The organism is Streptomyces fractus, from assembly GCF_049844455.1.
GTDB classification, from domain to species: domain Bacteria; phylum Actinomycetota; class Actinomycetes; order Streptomycetales; family Streptomycetaceae; genus Streptomyces; species Streptomyces fractus.
Genome location: NZ_JBMYHI010000002.1, coordinates 7,404,306 through 7,422,303, shown reverse-complemented (window position 1 = coordinate 7,422,303; position 17,998 = coordinate 7,404,306). Strand labels below are relative to the sequence as shown.

The following is a 17,998-nucleotide window of genomic DNA, read 5'->3' as shown; positions in this document are numbered from 1 at the left end:
GGGTACGACGGGGAGAACAGGATTCAGCCGGACTTGGTGGCGGTGACAGCGGTACGGCCCGCGAAAAGGTTGAAGCGGACCGGGTCCCCGCCCTTGCCCGCGCGGCGGTGCAGGACCCGGGCGCCGCTGTCGCCCGCGAACTGGATGAGCGAGATGACGACGGCGAGGATCGCCACCGTGATCCACATCAGACTGGCCTCGAAGCGCTGGTAGCCGTAGCGGATCGCGATGTCGCCGAGGCCGCCCGCGCCAACGGTGCCGGCCATGGCCGAGTAGCCGATGAGCGCGACGATCGTCGTGGTGGTCGCCGAGATCAGCGAGGGCAGCGACTCGGGCACGAGGACCTTGCGTACGACGGTCCAGGTGTTGCCGCCCATCGACTGCACGGCCTCGATCAGGCCGCCGTCGACCTCGCGCACGGACGTCTCGACGAGCCGCGCGAAGAACGGGATGGCGCCGATGGCGAGCGGCACGATGGCGGCCTCGCGGCCGATGGTGGTGCCGACGACCGCGCGCGTGAAGCCCATCAGGGCGACCATCAGGATGATGAAGGGCATCGAGCGGACGATGTTCACGACCTGCCCGAGGACCTTGTTCACGAACGCGTTCTGCAGCAGTCCGCCGCGGTCCGTGAGGACGAGGAGCACGCCGAGCGGCAGTCCGCCGACGACCGCGATGAGCGTGGACCAGCCGACCATGTAGAACGTGTCCCAACACGCCTGGGACAGCAGCGGCTGCATCTCCGACCAGGTCACTTGGTGACACCTTCCTTCAGTACCGCGGAGGGCGCGGCGCCCTGGACGTCGACCTGGAGGCCCTGTTCGCGCAGGAAGCCGATCGGCACGACGTTGTCGTCGTAGCGGCCGGGCAGTTCGATGCGCATGCGGCCGACCTGCTTGCCCGCGACGGTGTCCATCGCGGCGCCGAGGATCGAGATGTCGACGTTGTAGGTGCGGGAGAGCTGCGAGATGACCGGCTGGGTCGTCGACTCGCCGTGGAAGGTGACGTCGATGACGGTGCGGTCGGCGCCGGACGCCTCGCCGCTGACCGGGAAGAGCGCGGAGGCGAGTTCGGAGCCGGGCGTCGCGAGGAGTTCGCTGACGGTGCCGGACTCGACGATCCGCCCGCGCTCCATGAGGGCGGCGGAGTCGCAGACGGTCTTGACGACGTCCATCTCGTGCGTGATCAGCAGCACGGTGAGGCCGAGCTGCCGGTTGAGGTCGCGCAGGAGCTGGAGGATCGAGCGGGTGGTCTCCGGGTCGAGGGCGCTCGTCGCCTCGTCGGAGAGCAGCACCTTCGGGTCGCCGGCGAGCGCGCGGGCGATGCCGACGCGCTGCTTCTGGCCGCCGGAGAGCTGGGCGGGGTAGGACTTGGCCTTGTCGGCGAGGCCGACCAGGTCGAGGAGTTCCAGCGCCTTGGCGGAACGTTCCTTCCCCGACTTGCCGAGGATCTCCAGCGGCAGCTCGACGTTGTCCTGCACGGTGCGCGAGGACAGCAGGTTGAAGTGCTGGAAGACCATGCCGATGCGGCTGCGCGCCTCGCGCAGTTCCTTGCCGGCGCGCGAGCCGCGGCCGACGAGGGCGGTGAGGTCCTGTCCTGCGACGGTCACGGTGCCGGCGGTCGGTCGCTCGAGCAGGTTCACGCAGCGGATCAGCGAGGACTTGCCGGCGCCGGACTGGCCGATGACGCCGTACACCTCGCCTTCACGCACGTGCAGATCGACGCCGTCGAGGGCGGTGACCTCTCGGCCGCGCGAGCGGTAGACCTTGGTGAGGCCCTTGGTGGTGATCACGTGGGTTTCCGTAGCTGTCGAGTGCGCGGCACGGGTGGCGCCGGGCACGGGGCATTCGGTCGGGAACTTGCTCGGTGACGTGCGAAGTTTCCGGGCGCGACAGGTTCTCGCCGAGGCGGGCGAGCCGGTGCGGAGAAGCTGTGCGCGGGGCAGACCCTGTCACGTAGGTGGACTGGTCACGTAGGTGGACTGTTTCTCCCTGCGGAGTCACTCCCTACGGAACAGGGCGCGCGGGTCTCGCTTCGGGGCGCGAGAACAGGCGGGGTGGGGGCCCTCAGAAGGCGCACATTCGACACATACAAGCAGCACCGGGCGTCATGGTCGCCTCGGTCGCAAGGGTGCGGCTGCTCGTCGTGGTCATGCGGGCAAGTAAAGCAGACGTGAGGACGCGATCGGCCCCCGCCGTCCGGTATGCGGACGGCGGGGGCCGATCACCCACGAAGGGTCAGCTCGCGGCGGTGATCTCCACGCCCGCGTCCGTGACCTGCGCGGACACGGCCGAGAGGTCCTTCACCACGACGTCCGCGGACAGCTCGTCCGCCTCGTGCGTTGTGGTCAACGCCACGGTCTTCATGCCGCCGGCGCGGCCCGCGGTGAGACCGGCCGGGGCGTCCTCGAAGACGACGCAGCGCTCCGGGTCCACGCCCAGCTTCCCCGCGGCGAGCAGGAACGGCTCGGGGTTGGGCTTGCCGTGCGTGATGTCGTCGGCGGCGATGAGCAGCGGCGTCCTGATCCCGACGGCGGCGAGCCGGGCCTCGGCCAGGCGGCGGGTGGCGGAGGTGACGACGGCCCAGTTCTCGTCGGGGAGGGAAGTGAGCAGGTCGAGCGTGCCGGGCAGGACGTGGGTGCCGCCGTTCGGCACGTCCTCGACCTCCAGCTCCTCGATGCGGGCGACGGCGCCGGGAACCTTCTCGGCGGGCAGCAGGTCGGCGGCGATCTCGGCGGCGGGGCGGCCGTGCAGTTCGACGGCGGCGAAGGCCTCGGCGGTGATCCCGTACTCCTCGGCCCAGCGGGTCCAGCAGCGGTACACCGACTCCATCGACGAGAGCAGGGTTCCGTCGTTGTCGAACAGCAGGGCGTCAGCGGTGATCTTCATATGTCCCGAGGGTACGGGGCATACCGGGGTCGAGCGCATCGGGTCTTTTGGCCCGTAATAGGCTCACGGCCATGCTTGATGTCCTGACCCTGGTGACGGGTCTCGCCGCGCTGGCGCTCGCGGCCTGGTGCGGTTTCGCCGCGTATCGCGACCAGCCGACCAAGGACTGGCACTTCATCGGCATGGCCGTGGTGTCGGTGCTCGCGCTGGTGCAGCTGGTGGTCGGGATCGTGCAGCTGGCTCGGGGCGAGAAGCCGGACCAGGGCACGACGATCTTCGTCGCGTATCTGATCGGGGCGTTCGCCTGCGTTCCGGCGGCGGGCTTCATGTCGCTCGCCGAGCGCACCCGCTGGGGTTCGGTGACGGTCGCCGCGGGCGGCGTGGTGCTCGCCGTGCTCGAGGTGCGGCTCTTTGACATCTGGGGAGGCTGAGGTGGCTGTGACCGCTGAGGAGAAGGACACCGCGAAGGCCGCCGCGCAGGCCGCGAAGGCCGCCGCCAAGGCCGAGAAGAAGCGGCGCCGCCTCATCGGCGGGCCCGGCATCCTGCTGGTGTGGCTGTACGGCGTGATGGTGGTCGGCGCCGTGTCGCGCTCGGCCGTGCAGATCTCCACCGAGTTCGACAAGGCGCCGCTGGCGTACTCGCTTTCGGCGGTGGCGGGGCTCGTGTACGCCTTCATCACGTACTCGCTGGTGCGCGGCGGGGACACGGCGCGGCGGGCCGCGTTCGTGTGCTGCGCACTGGAGTTGGCGGGTGTGCTGATCGTCGGCACGTGGACGCTGGTGGAGCCGTCCGCGTTCCCGGACGCGACCGTGTGGTCGGACTTCGGGATCGGCTATCTGTTCATCCCGGTGCTGCTGCCGCTGAGCGCGATGTACTGGCTGCGCAAGGGTGTGCTCAAGCGGCAGCAGCCGGAGAGCTGACCGTCAGGCGCTCGCCGCGAACGCCTTCTTCGCGGCAGCTCCCTCGGACCCGGCGTCCTTGGCGAGCGTCACCACGGTGAGGCGCTCGTCGACGCGTTCCGTCGATACGGTCTCGTAGCCGTGCTGCCGGTACAGGCGCAGGTTGTGATCGCTGCGGTGGCCGGTGAACAGCTGGAAGCGCTTGGCCGTGCCCGCCGCCCCCAACTCCGCCTCCACGGCGGCGAGCAGCCGGCCGCCGAGGCCGTGCCGCTGCATCCGCGGGTGGACGATCAGCTTGTTGATGTGCGCCGTGCCGTCGGCGTCGAGTGTGCCGCGCACGGACGCCACCACCTCGTCGCCGAGGCGCGCCACGAGCACGGTGCCGCTGTCGAGTTCGGCCCTGATCGAGGCCAGGGACTGTGTGAGCGGCTCGATCGAGTAGTCCCCGTAGAGCTGCGCCTCGCTCTGGTAGCAGAGGTACTGCAACTTGAGGATCCGTTCGGCATCCGCTTCGGTCGCCGCAGAGATGGTCACGCTCATGCCCATGTGTGCATGCCTCCCGCTCACCTGTTCGCCGGTTGTCCTTCACCCTTTGCCCGGCGGGCCGTGAGCGCAACCTCGGAGGGCAGGATTCTGCGCAGGCATCCCAGACATCTGGAACGTTCCGGCCCAAGGCTGCCCTGTGAGATACCCAACTCGCCCGCGATCTCACGGTAAGTGAGGTCTTGCGGGGACAGCAGCGCGCCGATGAGGCGCGGGCAGCGGCCGGGCAGCCGGCGCACCGCGCTGCGCAGCGCCTGGTCGCGTTCGCGGGCGAGCGCCCGGCGTTCGGGGTCGACGGCGTCCGGATCGGCGGCGGGCCACAGTCCGTACGGCAATTCGCGCAGTGCCGTACGCCGCTGGAGGCGGGCCTCGGCGCGGACGGCTTCGCGGAGCCAGGCGGCGGGGTCGTCCGGCGCGCCCTGGGTGCCGAGGTGTTCCAGGAGGCGGACCCACACGGCCTGTTCGAGATCGCCGGGATCGCCGGTGGCGCCCGGGAGTTCGGCACGGACCTCGGCCGCGAGGAGGGCGCGCAGGGGCTCGATCACGGTGTCGTACGTCATGTACGGCGGGACGGGGCCGCCCCGGCGGCCGGTTGCCGGGGCGGCCGGGTCTCACTCCAACCGGCGCCCGGGGGTCACCCGTTGACGAAGTCCTCGCGGGCGAGGAGCGCCGTGTCGCAGTTGTCCGAGAAGAGACCGTCGATGCCGGTCTCGTAGTACGCCTTGAAGGCGCCGAACGCGTCGCCGTACGCGTTCGGGTCGGTGCCCTTCTTGAAGTCGGCCGGCAGGAAGGTGTTCTCGTTGCGCATCGTGTAGGGGTGCAGGATGAGGCCCGCCTTGTGCGCGTCCTTGACCAGGGTCGTGGGCTGCAGCAGCTTGCCGTTCGCGTCCTTCGGGATGATCAGGTCGAGGGTCGGGCCGATGCCGTTCGCGTACGACGCGATCTCCGCGAGGCCCTTGGGCGTGATCAGGTCGGCGACGGTGCGCGGGTCGCCGCTGTCCACGAAGTCGTACGGGCGGGACTTCGCCGTGGACAACAGGACCGCGAGCGGGTTGTCGACCAGCTTGTTCATGCGCTGGATGCTCGTCGGCTCGAAGGACTGGATGATGACGGGCGAGTTCTTCCGATGCAGGCCGTGCGCGCGCAGCACCTTGGCGAGGCGCTCCTCCAGGCCGAGGTTCTGCTTGCGGAAGTAGGTGGGGTGCTTGAGCTCCGGGTAGATCCACACCTCGCGGCCGAGCTTCTTGCTCTGCTCGGCGCGCCAGCGCAGGACCTCCTCGAAGGTGGGGATCTCCCAGCGGCCGTCGTAGAGGGTGTTGTGCTGGCGGGTGGCGGGGATGCGCTCCTTGGCCCGCAGCGTCTTCAGTTCGGCGAGCGTGAAGTCCTCGGTGAACCAGCCGGTGGTGGCCACGCCGTCGAGGCTCTTCGTGGTCTTGCGGCCGGCGAACTCGGGGTGGTCCGACACATTGGTCGTGCCCCCGATTTCCGGCTCGTGACGGCATACGAGATGCCCGTCCTTGGTCGGGCACAGGTCGCCGGCCTCGATGATGTGCGCGCCCATGTCGAGCGCGAGCTGGTACGAGCCGAGGGTGTGCTCCGGCCGGTAGCCGCTGGTGCCGCGGTGCGCGATGACCGTGGGCACGGGGAGGCCCGCGAGGCCCTTGTTCATGTTATTCGCGCCACTTTCCCTGTCGGCGGCTCTCGCCGTTCCGGCCGCCCCGAGTGCCGTCGCGCCCGCGCCGACGACCGCGGCGCCGAGCAGCGAACGCCGGCCGAACGCCCCCATGGTCCGTGGCTGCCGCGCCCCCTGCGCCGCCTGTGACTTCTCGTTCCCCTGGTTCCCCATGAAGCACTCCTCCCACCCAGTACTGCCTTGCACCTGTCAAAGCGAGACCGATCGTAGGGGTGGAGAAGTGACGAATGGGAGACCTTGGACGGAACGTCAGGGTGTGGCGGCGTGGCGTCCGGGCGTTGCCCGCGCATCAACGGGGCGCAAACTTCGGTCAACTCCGCGTATCCACTCGGTGAACCCGATGTGCAACGGGTACTCGTCCGCGAGTATCGTCCTCACCTGCACAGACTCCTCAGTCCAAACCAGGTACCCATCCCTGCTCATTCCTTGACATCGGAGGGCTCGTTGTCCCGCTTCGCGCTCATCAAGGCAGTGCTCGGTCCGATCATGCGCCTGATGTTCCGCCTACGTGTGGAAGGCGCAGAGAAGATTCCGGGGAACGGACCCGTCATTCTGGCGGGCAACCACCTGACGTTCATCGACTCGATGCTGCTGCCGCTCGTCTGTGACCGGCAGGTCTTCTTCATCGGCAAGGACGAGTACGTCACCGGCAAGTCCCTCAAGGGCCGCCTCATGGCGTGGTTCTTCACGGGGGTCGGCATGATCCCGGTCGACCGCGACGGGGCCAACGGCGGTGTGGCCGCGCTGATGACCGGCCGCCGCATCCTGGAGGAGGGCAACATCTTCGGGATCTACCCGGAGGGCACGCGCTCCCCCGACGGCCGCCTGTACCGCGGCCGGACCGGCATCGCCCGTCTGACGTTGATGACGGGTGCGCCCGTCGTCCCCTTCGCCATGATCGGCACGGACAAGCTGCAGCCCGGGGGTGCGGGGATTCCGCGTCCCGGCAAGGTGACGGTGCGCTTCGGTGAGCCGATGGAGTTCTCGCGCTACGACGGGATGGGGCGCGACCGGTACGTCCTGCGGGCCGTCACGGACTCGGTCATGACCGAGGTCATGCGACTGTCCGGCCAGGAGTACGTGGACATGTACGCCTCGAAGGCGAAAGCGGCGTAGCCGCTCCTACGGGTGCGTGGGCCCGGCCGACCGAATCTTCCGGTCGACCGGGCTTTTTGCTGCGGCGCCGTCCTCCGCTCACGGGGCTCCGCCCGGACCCCGCTGCTCAATCGCCGCAGAGGCTTGAAATGGTCACTGTTCCAGGCGTTGGCCGCGCAGCAGGAACCACGCCGCCACCGACGTCGCCAAGAGCACCACCGCTCCGACGCCCGCCGCCACCTGGAGGCCGTCCACGAAGGCGGTCCGGGCGTCGGCGAGGAGCGCGTCCGCCTGCCCGGCCGGCAGGCCACTCGCCGCCTCGACCGCCCCGCCGAGCGAATCGTGCGCAGCCGCCGCGACGTCGCCCGGCGTGCCCGCCGGGACCGTGAACCCCGAGTAGACGCCGGTCACGATCGAGCCGAGCACCGCGATACCGAGCGCCGTACCGAGTTCGTACGCCGTCTCGGACACCGCCGACGCCGCGCCCGCCTGCTCCTTGGGCACGCTGGACAGGATCACGTCGGCCGTCACCGTGAACGAGAAGCCCGCGCCGATACCGACGACGAGCAGCACCGTGCCGAGCAGCGGGTATCCGGTCGACTGGCTCAGCGTGGTGAGCGCGGCGAGGGCCAGGCCCACCGCCGCGAGCCCGCCCGCGACGACGGAACGCACCGAGAGGCGCCGCGCCACCGTGCCCGCGATCAGACCCGCCACCACCGCCCCGACCGCGGCCGGGAGTTCGGCGAGGCCCGCCTCGAACGGCGCACGCCCCTGCACCAGTTGCAGGAACTGGGACAGGAAGAAGACCAGGCCCGCGAGGCCGAGGATGGTCAGCAGGTCGGCGAGGACCGCGCCCGAGAAGCCCCGGTTGCGGAACAGCCGCATGTCCAACAGAGGCGCCCGCAGCGTGAGTTGGCGCCGCACGAACCACACGAGACCCGCCACACCGACCACCGCCGACGCCGCCACGCCCGGCCCGAAGCCGTGCGCCGCCGCCTCCTTCACCGCGTAGACGACACCGATCATGCCGACGAGGGAGAGCACCACGCTCAGCAGGTCCCACGGGCCCGGCACCGGGTTCTTCGACTCGGGGATGAGCTTCGCGCCGACGACGACCAGGATCGCCATCACGGGCAGGTTGATCAGAAAGACCGAGCCCCACCAGAAGTGCTCCAGCAGGAACCCGCCGACGACGGGGCCGACCGCCGCGCCGGCCGAGGCCATGGCACCCCAGATGCCGATGGCCAGGGAACGCTCGCGCGGGTCGTGGAAGATGTTGCGGATCAGGGCCAGCGTGGAGGGCATTAGGGTCGCGCCCGCGACACCCAGCAGGGCGCGCGCCAGGATCATCATTTCCGGCGTCGTCGCGTACGCGTTGAGCACCGAGACCGCGCCGAACGCGACCGCGCCCGTCAGGAGCAGCTTCTTTCGGCCGATGCGGTCACCGAGGCTGCCCATCGAGACGAGCAGGCCCGCGATGACGAACGAGTAGACGTCGCCGATCCAGAGCAGCTGCGTACCGGAGGGCTTCAGGTCCTCGCTGATGTACGGGGTCGCGAGGCCGAGGACGGTCGCGTCGACGGCGACGAGCAGCACGGCCAGCACGAGGACGGAGAGGGCGAGCCACCGCGCTGGACGGGACGACACCACCTCCGCCGCAGGGGTGCGCTGTGGTGTGCTGGTCATGGTTCCACTCTCCGTAGTGCGCCGCCGAGCAGCAGCTCGACGATCATGAATTGGAAGTCCTTGGCCGCGACGCGGCCGTCCTGTACGGACCAAGCGGCGCTGCCGATGAGGCCGTAGAGCGCCTCGGTCAGCCAGGCGGGCGTCAGGTCGATCCGGAACTCGCCGGCCTCCTGGCCGCGCCGGAACAGCGCTTCGATGCGGGAGTCCAGCTGGGCCCAGCCCGCGTTCTGCTGCTCGCCCTCGAAGAGCTGGTTCTCCGTGACGAGGAAGGCGAGCAGCGGCGCCGCCGGTTCGACCTCGCGGATGAGGCGGCGCAGCGCGTCCGCGGCCGGTCCCTCGTCGAGCGCGGCGCGGTCGAGCGCCGCCACACACTCGGCGATGCCGAGCTCCTCCAGCGCGCGGACCAGCGCGTCCCGGCCCGCGAACTGGCGGTGCAGGGTCGCGCGGCTGATGCCGGCGGCCCGCGCCACCTCGTCCATGGTGGCCGTGGATTTGCGGGTGAGCAGGGCGGCGGCGCTGCGCAGCACCTGGGCACGATCGAAGGACATGAGACAAGAGTACCCCGGATGAGACATGGCTGTCTCATGCGAGGCTCGAAGGTCTCCGGTGGCCGATCCCCTCACGCAGTGTTACGACTGTCGGAACGTCCGACTCTCGGGAGGTACCGGCATGGGCTGCTGCATCTTCGCGGCGATGGCTGCCATCGGGCCGCGTGTGGCGCTGGTGATCACGTGGCTGTTCACCAATCTCGTGGACCGCGCCTTCAACGGCGTTCTGCTGCCGCTCATCGGCCTGGTCCTGCTGCCGTGGACGACCCTGGGCTACGTCTTCGCGTACGCGCCCGTGGTGGGGGTCCGCGGGATCGGCTGGATCGTGATCGTCGTCGGCCTGCTGCTCGACCTGTCGAGCTATGGGGGCGGCGCGCGGGCCCGCCGCTGACCACAGACACGTAGAGGCCCGGCCCACCCCTTACGGGTGAACCGGGCCTCTACGTGTGTTGCGGCTACTTCTTCGCGTCGGCCCAGGCGCGCTGCACCGTCAGGTCCTGCTTGACCTCGGCGAGCTGGACGGCGACCGCGCTCGGCGCCGTGCCACCGCGGCCCGAGCGGGAGGCCAGGGCGCCCGGAACGTTGAGCACCGAGCGGACCTCGGGCGTGAGGTGCTCGGAGATCTTGGCGAACTGGTCGTCGGTGAGGCCGTCGAGCTCCTTGCCCTCCGCCTCGGCGACCTTGACGCACTCGCCCGCGACCTCGTGCGCCACACGGAACGGGACGCCCTGCCGCACCAGCCACTCGGCGATGTCCGTGGCGAGCGAGAAGCCGGCCGGGGCCAGCTCCTCCATGCGCTCCCGGTTGACCGTGAGGGTGGCCATCATGCCGGTGAACGCCGGGAGCAGGAGAGCCAACTGGTCGCAGGAGTCGAAGACCGGCTCCTTGTCCTCCTGGAGGTCACGGTTGTACGCGAGCGGGAGCGCCTTGAGCGTCGCCATCAGGCCCGTGAGGTTGCCGATGAGGCGGCCCGACTTGCCGCGCGCCAGCTCCGCGATGTCCGGGTTCTTCTTCTGCGGCATGATCGACGAGCCGGTGGAGAAGGCGTCGTGGAGCGTGACGAAGGAGAACTCCTTCGTGTTCCACAGGATGACCTCCTCGGCGATCCGCGAGAGGTTCACGCCGATCATCGCGGTGATGAAGCTGAACTCGGCGACGAAGTCGCGGGAGGCCGTGCCGTCGATGGAGTTGGCGGAGCTGCCGTGCTCGAAGCCGAGGTCCCGCGCCACCGCCTCCGGGTCGAGGCCGAGGCTGCTGCCGGCCAGGGCGCCGGAGCCGTACGGCGAGACCGCCGTCCGCTCGTCCCACTGGCGCAGCCGCTCCGCGTCCCGGGACAGGGACTGGACGTGCGCCAGGACGTGGTGGGCGAAGAGCACCGGTTGGGCGTGCTGGAGGTGCGTCCGACCCGGCATCGCGACGTCCGGGTGCGCCTCCGCGAGGCCGACGAGGGCCTCCTGGAGGTCGGCGATCAGGCCGCCGATGGCCCGCGCCTCGTCCCGCAGGTACATCCGGAAGAGCGTCGCCACCTGGTCGTTGCGCGAGCGGCCCGCGCGCAGCTTGCCGCCGAGGTCCGGGCCGAGCCGCTCAAGAAGGCCGCGCTCGAGGGCGGTGTGCACGTCCTCGTCGGCGATCGTGCCGACGAAGGAGCCGTCCGCGACGTCCGTCTCCAGCTGGTCGAGGCCGGCGATCATGCGGGTCAGCTCGTCCTCGGTGAGCAGCCCCGCCTTGTTGAGCACGCGTGCGTGGGCGCGGGAGCCCGCGATGTCGTACGGGGCGAGGCGCCAGTCGAAGTGGACGGAGGCGGAGAGTTTCGCCAGGGCCTCGGCCGGGCCGTCGGCGAACCGGCCGCCCCAGAGGCGGACATCGCCGGTGTTGCTGCTCACGTGCTCTGCTCCTCGGGCCGGGTGGATCTGATAAGCCGGTGCGCTTGTCGTTGTGCATGATTATGCAGGGTCCTGCATGTTTCGTCAATCGTGCCTCGGGGCCGCGCCGCGGAATCCGCGTGACCGACCCGACGAGGGGTACCCGGCGGCGTCACGATCAAGCGGCCCGATGTCCCGACACACACCCGCGCCCTGAGCGGCCGTGTCTCACGGTCACCGCTCGGCCAGCTGGCCGCCGCCTCGCTGACCAGCGGCGTCATCGGATGGCTGCTCGTCCAACTCGCGGGGTGCGCCCTGCTGTTGGCCGGCGGATATTTCGCCGTTCGGACGCCCTCCACGAAGGAGCCGTGAACCGGGCATCATCCCGGTATGGGAAAAAGTCATGAACGCATAGACGGGCGGCTGCGCACGTTCATCGAGGACCAGCCGGTCTTCTTCACCGCCACCGCCCCGCTCGCCGACGACGGGACGGTCAACCTCTCCCCCAAGGGCCTCAAGGGCTCCTTCGCCGTGCTCGACGAACGGACCGTGGCCTACCTGGACTTCGCCGGTTCCAACGCGGAGACCATCGCCCACCTTCGCGAGAACGGCCGCATCACCCTGATGTGGTGCGCGTTCCAGGGCCCGCCGAACATCGTCCGGGTGCACGGCCGCGGCGAACCCGTGTTCCGCGACGACCCCCGCTTCGCCGAACTGGTCGGCCGCTTCCCTGACATCGACCCGACCCGCAACGGCCTGCGCGCGGTCATCGTCGTGCACGCCGAACACATCCGCGACACCTGCGGCTACACCGTGCCCTTCATGACGTACGACGAGGATCGCGACCTGCACGGCAGGCGCTTCGAGCGCGAGGACGACGCGGGGCTCGACGCGTACTTCCACAAGAAGGAGTACATCGCGAAGAGCCTGGACGGCCTGCCCGGGCTGCCGTTGCCGCTGCCGCCCGCTACGTTCTGACCCATGCGCCCCTTTCGAGCAGGTATCGCCACCGCCGTCGCCGCCTGCGCCGCCCTCGCCGCGGCCCCCTCCCCCACCACCGCCGCCGCCGACCCGCTGCCCGCCCGCATGGCGGACACGGGCGGCGGCCGCCAGCTGATCACCGCGCAGGCGCCCCGTACGTCCTCGACCACCGGCACCGTCACCTGGTGGGACCGGGGCGCAAACGGCCGCTGGGTGAAGGCCGGTTCGGCGCCCGCGCGGTTCGGGGCGAAGGGGCTCGCGGCGGGGAGCAAACGCAAGCAGAACACCAACACGACGCCGACCGGCCTCTACGACCTGCCCTTCGCGTTCGGCGTGAAGGCGGCGCCGGGTGGGACCACGGCGACGTACCGGCGCGTGCACCGCGACTCCTGGTGGTGCCAGGACAACGCCTCCCGCTCGTACAACCGCTGGACCGAGCCCCGCCCCCGCGACTGCCGCGCCGCCGAGTCCGAGCACCTCGCCGACTACGCGACGCAGTACGCGCACGCGCTCGTGATCGGCTTCAACTACCACCGCCCCGTGCACGGCCGCGGAGCCGGAATCTTCCTGCACGTCAACGGGCGCGGGGCCACCGCCGGATGCGTATCCGTACCGAAGGACGCCATGCGCCGGATCCTGACCTGGCTGCACCCCGGACGGTCACCGCACATCGCGATCGGAACGGCCGGCGGGACGACCGCGATCACCAAGTACTGATACGTATACGGACATGAGCACCTATACGGACACCGGCTCCCGTGTAGGGACCACATAACGAGACGGGGTTGCGTGGATTCGCCACCGAGGCGTTGCATCGCCCGGTGCGAAGCGAATCCGAACAGACGTCCCCCACCTCCCCCGCGGCGGAGACCGCCGCCGGGACAGCCGTCGAGAGCGGGGCCACCGACCGCGCCGCGCGGCTCGCGGTCACCGTCTTCCCTGTGCTCGTCCTCGTCGCGGGAGCCTGGGGGCTCGCCTCCCCCGGCACGTTCGCCGGCTGGGGCACCAACGTGCCCTACCTGCTGGGCGTCGTGATGTTCTGCATGGGCCTCACGATGACCCTCACGGACTTCAAGGGCGTCGCGCAGCGGCCGTGGGCCGTGGGACTCGGGCTCGTCGCGCACTACGTGATCATGCCGGGGCTCGGCTGGGCGATCGCCCACGCGCTCGGCCTGTCCCCGCAGTTGGCGGCCGGCGTCATCCTCGTCGGCTGCGCGCCCAGCGGCACCGCGTCCAACGTCGTGACCTACCTGGCGCGCGGCGACGTCGCCCTCTCGGTGTCCGTCGCGACCGTCTCCACGGTGCTCGCGCCGCTGATCACACCGCCGCTGACGCTGCTGCTCGCGGGCGCGTACCTGCCGGTGGACGCCGGCTCGATGATGACGGACATCCTGAAGACCGTGCTGCTCCCGGTGATCGCGGGCCTCGTCGTGCGCCTCGTGCTCGGCCGGTACGTCGACCGGCTGCTCAAGGTGCTGCCGTGGCTGTCCGCGCTGACCATCGCCGTGATCGTGGCCGTGGTGGTCGCCGGCAGCGCCGACGCCATCAAGTCGGCCGCCGCCCTCGTCATGGTCGCGGTGGTGCTGCACAACGGCCTCGGCCTCGCGCTCGGCTACGGCGCCGGAAAGCTCGGCCGGCTCGGCAAGCCCGCTTCGCGCGCCATGGCCTTCGAGGTCGGCATGCAGAACTCGGGCCTCGCGGCTTCCCTGGCCACGGCCCACTTCAGCCCGCTGGCGGCGCTGCCCGCCGCCGTGTTCTCGGTCTGGCACAACGTGTCGGGCGCCCTGGTCGCGGCGTGGATGTCGCACCGGGCGAGGGCGGCGGAGAAGAACTGAACGCCGGGGAGGGACGGCCGCCGCGGTGAGCGCGGCCGTCCCTCCCCGGAGCGGCGGTCAGCCCGTGAAGGCCAGGCGCACAGCCTCCGCGACGATCAGAGCCGACAGGATCAGCGCGGCGACAGCCGTCGCGGGGACGGCGCCGTGCCGACGGCGGGCGTCCAGGGCCAGATACGCGCCTGCGGACGCGAGGACGACCGGCAGGCCGGTCCAGAACACCAGCACGGCGGGCACCCCCACCAGCGTCACGATCAGCGCGGTACGGGCGGTCCGCACCGGCGGCGTGAGCAGGGCCCGGCGCACCACCACACCGAAGACGACGGCGACCCCGGCCGCCACGAAGCCGACCGCGACCGGCACTTCGAGCAGACCGTGCCCGGCGGACAGGCCCCACCCGTCCTCTCCCGACCTGAACGGTGTCTCCAGATAGCCGCCGACGAGCAGCAGGAGCAGGGCGACGACCCCGGTTCCGGCCGCGACCGGAACGACGGGACGGCGGTTCGCTGCGAGAGTGGTCATGACGGTTCTCCTTCGGTCGTCGCGCGGACTCCCCACGACCACGGGCCCCGGGGAACGGTGGCACGACCGCATCGTGCGTCCTGGGGCGACCCGGGCGCCTGAGGCCCGAGCCCCGGTCCGCCCGGGCGGACCGCCCGGTGTCATCGGGCGCCATGGCCCTCCCGGCGGCGCCGCCTCCGCGCCACAATGAGGGCCATGCGCGTGCATGCCCCGGCAGTGCTGGCGGTGGGTGCGGCGGTGGCCCTCGGAACGTTCGCGGCCGTCGCCGGCACGCTGCCCGGCGCGCGGGCCCCTGCCCCGGCGATGTTCGCCGCGGTCGCGGTGGTGTGGACCGCGACCGGGGCGGTGCTGCTCGGGCTGCGACCGGGCAACGCGCTGGGCCGTCTCGTGGTGGCGGTCGGCCTGTTCCAGGTCGCGCAGCAGGCGCTCGCCGCGTACGGCGGCCACGGGGTGACGGCCGGCACCTGGCCGCTGGCCACGTGGGCGGCATGGCCGGCCGCCGGTCTGTGGCTGCCCGGCCTGATCCCGCTCTTCAACGTGCTGCCCGCGCTCTATCCGGACGGCCGGCTCGCCGCGCGCTGGTGGCGGTGGCCGGTCGCCGCGTCGCTGTCCGGCACGCTGCTCCTGGCCTCCGGCGTGATCCTCGACCCGAAGGGGTACGACGACATCGCGCCGGGCCCCTCGCCGCTCGCCGTCCCCGGTGCGGTGCCGGCGCTCGCGGCGACGGGCGTGCTGCTCCTGCTGTCGGGCACCCTCGTGGTGTGGGCGGGGTCGGTGGTCCGCCTGGTGCGGGCCCGCTCGCCGGAGCGCGCTCAACTGGCGTGGCTGCTGTGCGTGGTGGTGCCGTTCGCGGTCGCGCAGTTCCTCTCGCCCTCGCAGGTCGCGTCGTTCGTCCTCGGGTTCCTGATCCCGGTCGCGGTGGCGGTCGGCGTGATCCGGCACCGACTGCTCGGCATCGAGGTCGTCCTGCGGCGCGGTCTGGTCTACGGCGCCCTGACCGGGACGGTGGCCGCGGTGTACCTGCTCGTCACCGCGACCGTCGGCGACTCCTTGGGGCGTGGACCGCTGCCCGGGGTGGTGGCCGCGGCGCTGGTCGCCGTCGGCCTGACCCCGGCGCGGGACCGGCTCCAGTCCGCCGTCGACCGGCTCGTGCACGGCGACCGTGGCGATCCGGTACGGGCGATGACCCGGCTCGGTGACCGGGTCGCCGACGCCGGGGAGGACGAACTCCTCTCCGCGGTGCTCGCCACCGTCGCCGGAGCGCTGCGCGCCCCCGCCGCCACGCTGCACTCCCCCGGCGGCGCCGAGACGGCCCGGCACGGCGCGACTCTGGCCGGTCCGTACGACTGCGTACTGCCGCTACGGGTCGGCGGCAGGGACATGGGTACGTTGCGGGTGCCGCCGCGGACCGGTGAGTACGGCCCGTACCGGGGTTCCGACCGGCGGCTGCTCGCCTCGCTCGCCCCGCAGGTCGCGGTGGTGGTGCGGAGCCTGGAGCTGGCCGGGGAACTCGCGGTGGAGCGGGACCGCGTGGTGGCCGCGACCCGTACCGAGCGGGACCGGCTCCGCCGCGATCTGCACGACGGTCTCGGCCCGTCGCTCGCCGGGATCTCCCTCGGTCTGCAGGCCCTGCGGGAGACCCGCCCCGGCGATCCGCTGGTGGACAGGCTGACCGCGGAGACCGGCACCGCCGTCCACGAGGTCCGCCGCATCCTGGACGATCTGCGCCCGGCCGCCCTGGACGAGAACGGCCTGGCAGGCGCCGTACGCGGGCTCGCCGGCGCCGCCGCGCCCGGCCGGCCCGCGGTCACCGTGGCCCTCGGGACGCTGCGGCCGCTGCGGCCCGAGGTGGAGGCGGCCGCCTATCGGATCGTCCGCGAGGCGGTCACCAACGCCCAACGGCACGCCGGCGCGGGCTCCGTGACGGTCCGGCTCGACGCGGCCGACGGGTGCCTGGAGGTGGGAGTCGCGGACGACGGCCACGGAATGGGACCGGCGGGGAGCGAAGGCGTCGGGCTCCCCTCGATGCGCCGCCGGGCCGAGCAGGCGGGCGGCCGGCTCACGGTCGAGAGCGGGGCGGACGGCACCCGGGTACGGGCGTCGCTGCCGCTCGAGGAGCGGTGATGGGCCCGGAGCTGACCGTCGTCCTGGCGGACGACCATCCGATGTTCCGGTTCGGGCTGCGGGCCGTGCTCGACGGCGCCGAGGGCGTCACCGTGACCGGAGAGGCCGCCGACGGCCGGGAGTTGATCGACGTGGTGGAGCGGGTGCGGCCGGACGTCGTGCTCTGCGATCTGGCGATGCCCGGACTGGACGGCGTGGCCGCCATCCGGCTGCTCCTCGCGGCCCGGCCCGGCCTCGGCATCCTGGTCCTGACCATGCACGAGGACGACGAGGCGCTCTTCGCGGCGCTCCGGGCGGGGGCCCGCGGCTATCTGCTCAAGGGGGCGGACCGGGAGGAGATCCTGCGGGCGGCGCGCGGCGTGGCGGCCGGGAACGCCGTGTACGGAGCCGCGGTCGCGGACCGGATCGTCGGCTTCTTCACCGGGACCGACGCACGCTATCGGGAGCAGGTCTTCCCGGAGTTGACCGCCCGCGAGCGCGAGGTTCTCGAACTCGTCGCGGCCGGCCACGGCAATCACGCGATCGCCCGGAAGCTCGTCCTGAGCGAGAAGACCGTACGCAACCATGTGGCCGCCGTCCTCCAGAAGTTGCGGCTTCCGGACCGGGCGGCGGCGGTCGCGCGGGCGCGGGACTCCGGCCTGGGCGCGCGTACGGAGCGTGCTCCCGGGGAGGGCGGCCATGAGGGCCCTCCCCGCGCCGAACCCTGAGCGCGCGGAACTCTGAGGCCGCACGGCCCCGGGCCCCGGAACGCCCTTTCGCTCAGTGGTCGTTCTGCGCCAGGCGGAGCATGTGGTCCGCCAGGGACTGGCCGCCCGCCGGGTCCCGGCTGATCAGCATCACCGTGTCGTCGCCCGCGATCGTGCCGAGGATGACGTGCAGTTCGGCCTGGTCGATCGCGGAGGCGAGGAACTGGGCGGCGCCCGGCGGCGTACGCAGGACCACCAGGTTCGCGGAGGCCTCCGCCGAGATGAGCAGCTCGCCGGCCAGGCGGCGCATCCGCTCCTCCTTGGCCGATTCGCCGAGCGGGGCCTGCGGGGTGCGGAAGCCGCCCTCGCTGGGCACGGCGTAGATCAGCTCACCACCGGTGTTGCGGATCTTGACCGCGCCCAGCTCGTCCAGGTCGCGGGAGAGCGTCGCCTGCGTGACCGTGAGCCCGTCGTCGGACAGCAGCTTCGCCAACTGGCTCTGGGAGCGCACGGGTTGACGGTTGAGGATGTCCACTATCCGGCGGTGCCGCGCGGCACGCGTCTGCGGTACTCCCGCCGCCGCGTGCGCGAGGCTCGTGGCCGCGGCTACGTCTCTCTCCGCTTTGCTGCTCATCGTC

Annotated in this window: 20 protein-coding genes; 9 read left to right on the top strand and 11 right to left on the bottom strand. The window is 71.5% G+C overall.

Annotation, left to right across the window (positions count from 1 at the left end):
• Nucleotides 1-23: 23 nt before the first annotated feature.
• The 3 genes from ACP4E5_RS35660 to ACP4E5_RS35650 form a co-directional block, all read right to left on the bottom strand.
• Nucleotides 24-755: a methionine ABC transporter permease gene (locus ACP4E5_RS35660; protein ID WP_425836054.1), complete on the bottom strand. Its 732-nt coding sequence runs from the start codon at nt 753-755 to the stop codon at nt 24-26.
• Nucleotides 752-1,792: a methionine ABC transporter ATP-binding protein gene (locus ACP4E5_RS35655; RefSeq protein WP_425836052.1), complete on the bottom strand. Its 1,041-nt coding sequence runs from the start codon at nt 1,790-1,792 to the stop codon at nt 752-754. Before ACP4E5_RS35655 ends, ACP4E5_RS35660 begins: the two co-directional genes overlap by 4 nt.
• Before the next feature lie 445 nt (nt 1,793-2,237).
• Nucleotides 2,238-2,888: an HAD-IA family hydrolase gene (locus ACP4E5_RS35650; RefSeq protein WP_425836050.1), complete on the bottom strand. Its 651-nt coding sequence runs from the start codon at nt 2,886-2,888 to the stop codon at nt 2,238-2,240.
• 71 nt (nt 2,889-2,959) lie between these two features.
• Between ACP4E5_RS35650 and ACP4E5_RS35645 the strand changes: the two genes are divergently transcribed.
• On the top strand, nt 2,960-3,319 hold the full coding sequence (locus tag ACP4E5_RS35645) for a hypothetical protein (protein ID WP_266721663.1): 360 nt from the start codon (nt 2,960-2,962) through the stop codon (nt 3,317-3,319).
• 94 nt (nt 3,320-3,413) lie between these two features.
• Nucleotides 3,414-3,809 (top strand): hypothetical protein, encoded by a 396-nt coding sequence (locus ACP4E5_RS35640; protein WP_425841904.1) that lies wholly within the window; start codon nt 3,414-3,416, stop codon nt 3,807-3,809.
• Nucleotides 3,810-3,812: 3 nt separating this feature from the next.
• Here the strand turns inward: ACP4E5_RS35640 and ACP4E5_RS35635 are convergent, their stop codons facing one another.
• The 3 genes from ACP4E5_RS35635 to ACP4E5_RS35625 all read right to left on the bottom strand — a co-directional run bounded on the left by ACP4E5_RS35635 (nt 3,813) and on the right by ACP4E5_RS35625 (nt 6,117).
• Complete coding sequence (locus tag ACP4E5_RS35635) at nt 3,813-4,334, bottom strand: GNAT family N-acetyltransferase (protein ID WP_425836048.1); 522 nt, start codon at nt 4,332-4,334, stop codon at nt 3,813-3,815.
• A gap of 17 nt (nt 4,335-4,351) precedes the next feature.
• Entirely contained in the window at nt 4,352-4,891 is a 540-nt protein-coding gene (locus tag ACP4E5_RS35630; protein ID WP_425836046.1) for an RNA polymerase sigma factor, read from the bottom strand.
• 74 nt (nt 4,892-4,965) lie between these two features.
• Nucleotides 4,966-6,117, bottom strand: coding sequence for a glycerophosphodiester phosphodiesterase (locus ACP4E5_RS35625; protein ID WP_425841901.1), 1,152 nt, complete (start codon nt 6,115-6,117; stop codon nt 4,966-4,968).
• Between the two features lie 333 nt (nt 6,118-6,450).
• On the opposite strand from ACP4E5_RS35625, the gene ACP4E5_RS35620 reads away from it, so the two are divergent.
• Nucleotides 6,451-7,140 (top strand): lysophospholipid acyltransferase family protein, encoded by a 690-nt coding sequence (locus tag ACP4E5_RS35620; protein ID WP_327664252.1) that lies wholly within the window; start codon nt 6,451-6,453, stop codon nt 7,138-7,140.
• Nucleotides 7,141-7,272: 132 nt separating this feature from the next.
• Here the strand turns inward: ACP4E5_RS35620 and ACP4E5_RS35615 are convergent, their stop codons facing one another.
• Together ACP4E5_RS35615 and ACP4E5_RS35610 are read right to left on the bottom strand one after the other, a co-directional pair.
• Entirely contained in the window at nt 7,273-8,805 is a 1,533-nt protein-coding gene (locus ACP4E5_RS35615) for an MFS transporter (RefSeq protein WP_425836044.1), read from the bottom strand.
• Nucleotides 8,802-9,353 carry a TetR/AcrR family transcriptional regulator gene (locus ACP4E5_RS35610; RefSeq protein WP_425836042.1) on the bottom strand — a complete coding sequence of 184 codons (552 nt, stop codon included), beginning with the start codon at nt 9,351-9,353 and terminating at the stop codon, nt 8,802-8,804. Before ACP4E5_RS35610 ends, ACP4E5_RS35615 begins: the two co-directional genes overlap by 4 nt.
• 145 nt (nt 9,354-9,498) lie before the next feature.
• Between ACP4E5_RS35610 and ACP4E5_RS35605 the strand changes: the two genes are divergently transcribed.
• Nucleotides 9,499-9,744, top strand: a complete 246-nt coding sequence (locus ACP4E5_RS35605) for a hypothetical protein (RefSeq protein WP_425836040.1) — start codon at nt 9,499-9,501, stop codon at nt 9,742-9,744.
• Nucleotides 9,745-9,808: 64 nt separating this feature from the next.
• Here ACP4E5_RS35605 and argH read toward each other — a convergent pair whose 3' ends face one another.
• Nucleotides 9,809-11,236 carry an argininosuccinate lyase gene (gene argH, locus ACP4E5_RS35600; RefSeq protein WP_425836038.1) on the bottom strand — a complete coding sequence of 476 codons (1,428 nt, stop codon included), beginning with the start codon at nt 11,234-11,236 and terminating at the stop codon, nt 9,809-9,811.
• Nucleotides 11,237-11,605: 369 nt separating this feature from the next.
• Here argH and ACP4E5_RS35595 point away from each other — a divergent pair, with 369 nt between their 5' ends.
• The 3 genes from ACP4E5_RS35595 (at nt 11,606) to ACP4E5_RS35585 (ending at nt 14,031) form a co-directional block, all read left to right on the top strand.
• The gene (locus tag ACP4E5_RS35595) at nt 11,606-12,193 is read left to right on the top strand and encodes a pyridoxamine 5'-phosphate oxidase family protein (RefSeq protein WP_425836036.1); all 588 of its coding nucleotides are present in this window, start codon (nt 11,606-11,608) and stop codon (nt 12,191-12,193) included.
• A gap of 3 nt (nt 12,194-12,196) precedes the next feature.
• Nucleotides 12,197-12,913: a L,D-transpeptidase family protein gene (locus ACP4E5_RS35590; RefSeq protein WP_425836034.1), complete on the top strand. Its 717-nt coding sequence runs from the start codon at nt 12,197-12,199 to the stop codon at nt 12,911-12,913.
• 104 nt (nt 12,914-13,017) lie between these two features.
• Nucleotides 13,018-14,031, top strand: coding sequence for a bile acid:sodium symporter family protein (locus tag ACP4E5_RS35585; RefSeq protein WP_425836032.1), 1,014 nt, complete (start codon nt 13,018-13,020; stop codon nt 14,029-14,031).
• Nucleotides 14,032-14,088: 57 nt separating this feature from the next.
• Here the strand turns inward: ACP4E5_RS35585 and ACP4E5_RS35580 are convergent, their stop codons facing one another.
• Complete coding sequence (locus tag ACP4E5_RS35580; RefSeq protein WP_425836030.1) at nt 14,089-14,550, bottom strand: hypothetical protein; 462 nt, start codon at nt 14,548-14,550, stop codon at nt 14,089-14,091.
• A 195-nt stretch (nt 14,551-14,745) separates the two neighbouring features.
• Between ACP4E5_RS35580 and ACP4E5_RS35575 the strand changes: the two genes are divergently transcribed.
• Nucleotides 14,746-16,674, top strand: a complete 1,929-nt coding sequence (locus tag ACP4E5_RS35575; protein ID WP_425836028.1) for a sensor histidine kinase — start codon at nt 14,746-14,748, stop codon at nt 16,672-16,674.
• Complete coding sequence (locus ACP4E5_RS35570; protein ID WP_425836026.1) at nt 16,674-17,381, top strand: response regulator; 708 nt, start codon at nt 16,674-16,676, stop codon at nt 17,379-17,381. The genes ACP4E5_RS35575 and ACP4E5_RS35570 overlap by 1 nt, the downstream gene beginning before the upstream one ends.
• 52 nt (nt 17,382-17,433) lie before the next feature.
• Here ACP4E5_RS35570 and ACP4E5_RS35565 read toward each other — a convergent pair whose 3' ends face one another.
• Entirely contained in the window at nt 17,434-17,994 is a 561-nt protein-coding gene (locus tag ACP4E5_RS35565; protein ID WP_425836024.1) for an arginine repressor, read from the bottom strand.
• Between the last annotated feature and the right edge of the window lie 4 nt (nt 17,995-17,998).

What these genes read in the sequence shown, in the direction of transcription:
- ACP4E5_RS35650 (WP_425836050.1), bottom strand. Translation starts at nt 2,888, where the DNA reads ATGAAGATCACCGCTGACGCCCTGCTGTTCGACAACGACGGAACCCTG.
- ACP4E5_RS35645 (WP_266721663.1), top strand. Translation starts at nt 2,960, where the DNA reads ATGCTTGATGTCCTGACCCTGGTGACGGGTCTCGCCGCGCTGGCGCTC.
- ACP4E5_RS35635 (WP_425836048.1), bottom strand. Translation starts at nt 4,334, where the DNA reads ATGGGCATGAGCGTGACCATCTCTGCGGCGACCGAAGCGGATGCCGAA.
- ACP4E5_RS35630 (WP_425836046.1), bottom strand. Translation starts at nt 4,891, where the DNA reads ATGACGTACGACACCGTGATCGAGCCCCTGCGCGCCCTCCTCGCGGCC.
- ACP4E5_RS35625 (WP_425841901.1), bottom strand. Translation starts at nt 6,117, where the DNA reads ATGGGGGCGTTCGGCCGGCGTTCGCTGCTCGGCGCCGCGGTCGTCGGC.
- ACP4E5_RS35615 (WP_425836044.1), bottom strand. Translation starts at nt 8,805, where the DNA reads ATGACCAGCACACCACAGCGCACCCCTGCGGCGGAGGTGGTGTCGTCC.
- ACP4E5_RS35610 (WP_425836042.1), bottom strand. Translation starts at nt 9,353, where the DNA reads ATGTCCTTCGATCGTGCCCAGGTGCTGCGCAGCGCCGCCGCCCTGCTC.
- ACP4E5_RS35605 (WP_425836040.1), top strand. Translation starts at nt 9,499, where the DNA reads ATGGCTGCCATCGGGCCGCGTGTGGCGCTGGTGATCACGTGGCTGTTC.
- ACP4E5_RS35595 (WP_425836036.1), top strand. Translation starts at nt 11,606, where the DNA reads ATGGGAAAAAGTCATGAACGCATAGACGGGCGGCTGCGCACGTTCATC.
- ACP4E5_RS35590 (WP_425836034.1), top strand. Translation starts at nt 12,197, where the DNA reads ATGCGCCCCTTTCGAGCAGGTATCGCCACCGCCGTCGCCGCCTGCGCC.
- ACP4E5_RS35580 (WP_425836030.1), bottom strand. Translation starts at nt 14,550, where the DNA reads ATGACCACTCTCGCAGCGAACCGCCGTCCCGTCGTTCCGGTCGCGGCC.
- ACP4E5_RS35575 (WP_425836028.1), top strand. Translation starts at nt 14,746, where the DNA reads ATGCGCGTGCATGCCCCGGCAGTGCTGGCGGTGGGTGCGGCGGTGGCC.
- ACP4E5_RS35570 (WP_425836026.1), top strand. Translation starts at nt 16,674, where the DNA reads ATGGGCCCGGAGCTGACCGTCGTCCTGGCGGACGACCATCCGATGTTC.
- ACP4E5_RS35565 (WP_425836024.1), bottom strand. Translation starts at nt 17,994, where the DNA reads ATGAGCAGCAAAGCGGAGAGAGACGTAGCCGCGGCCACGAGCCTCGCG.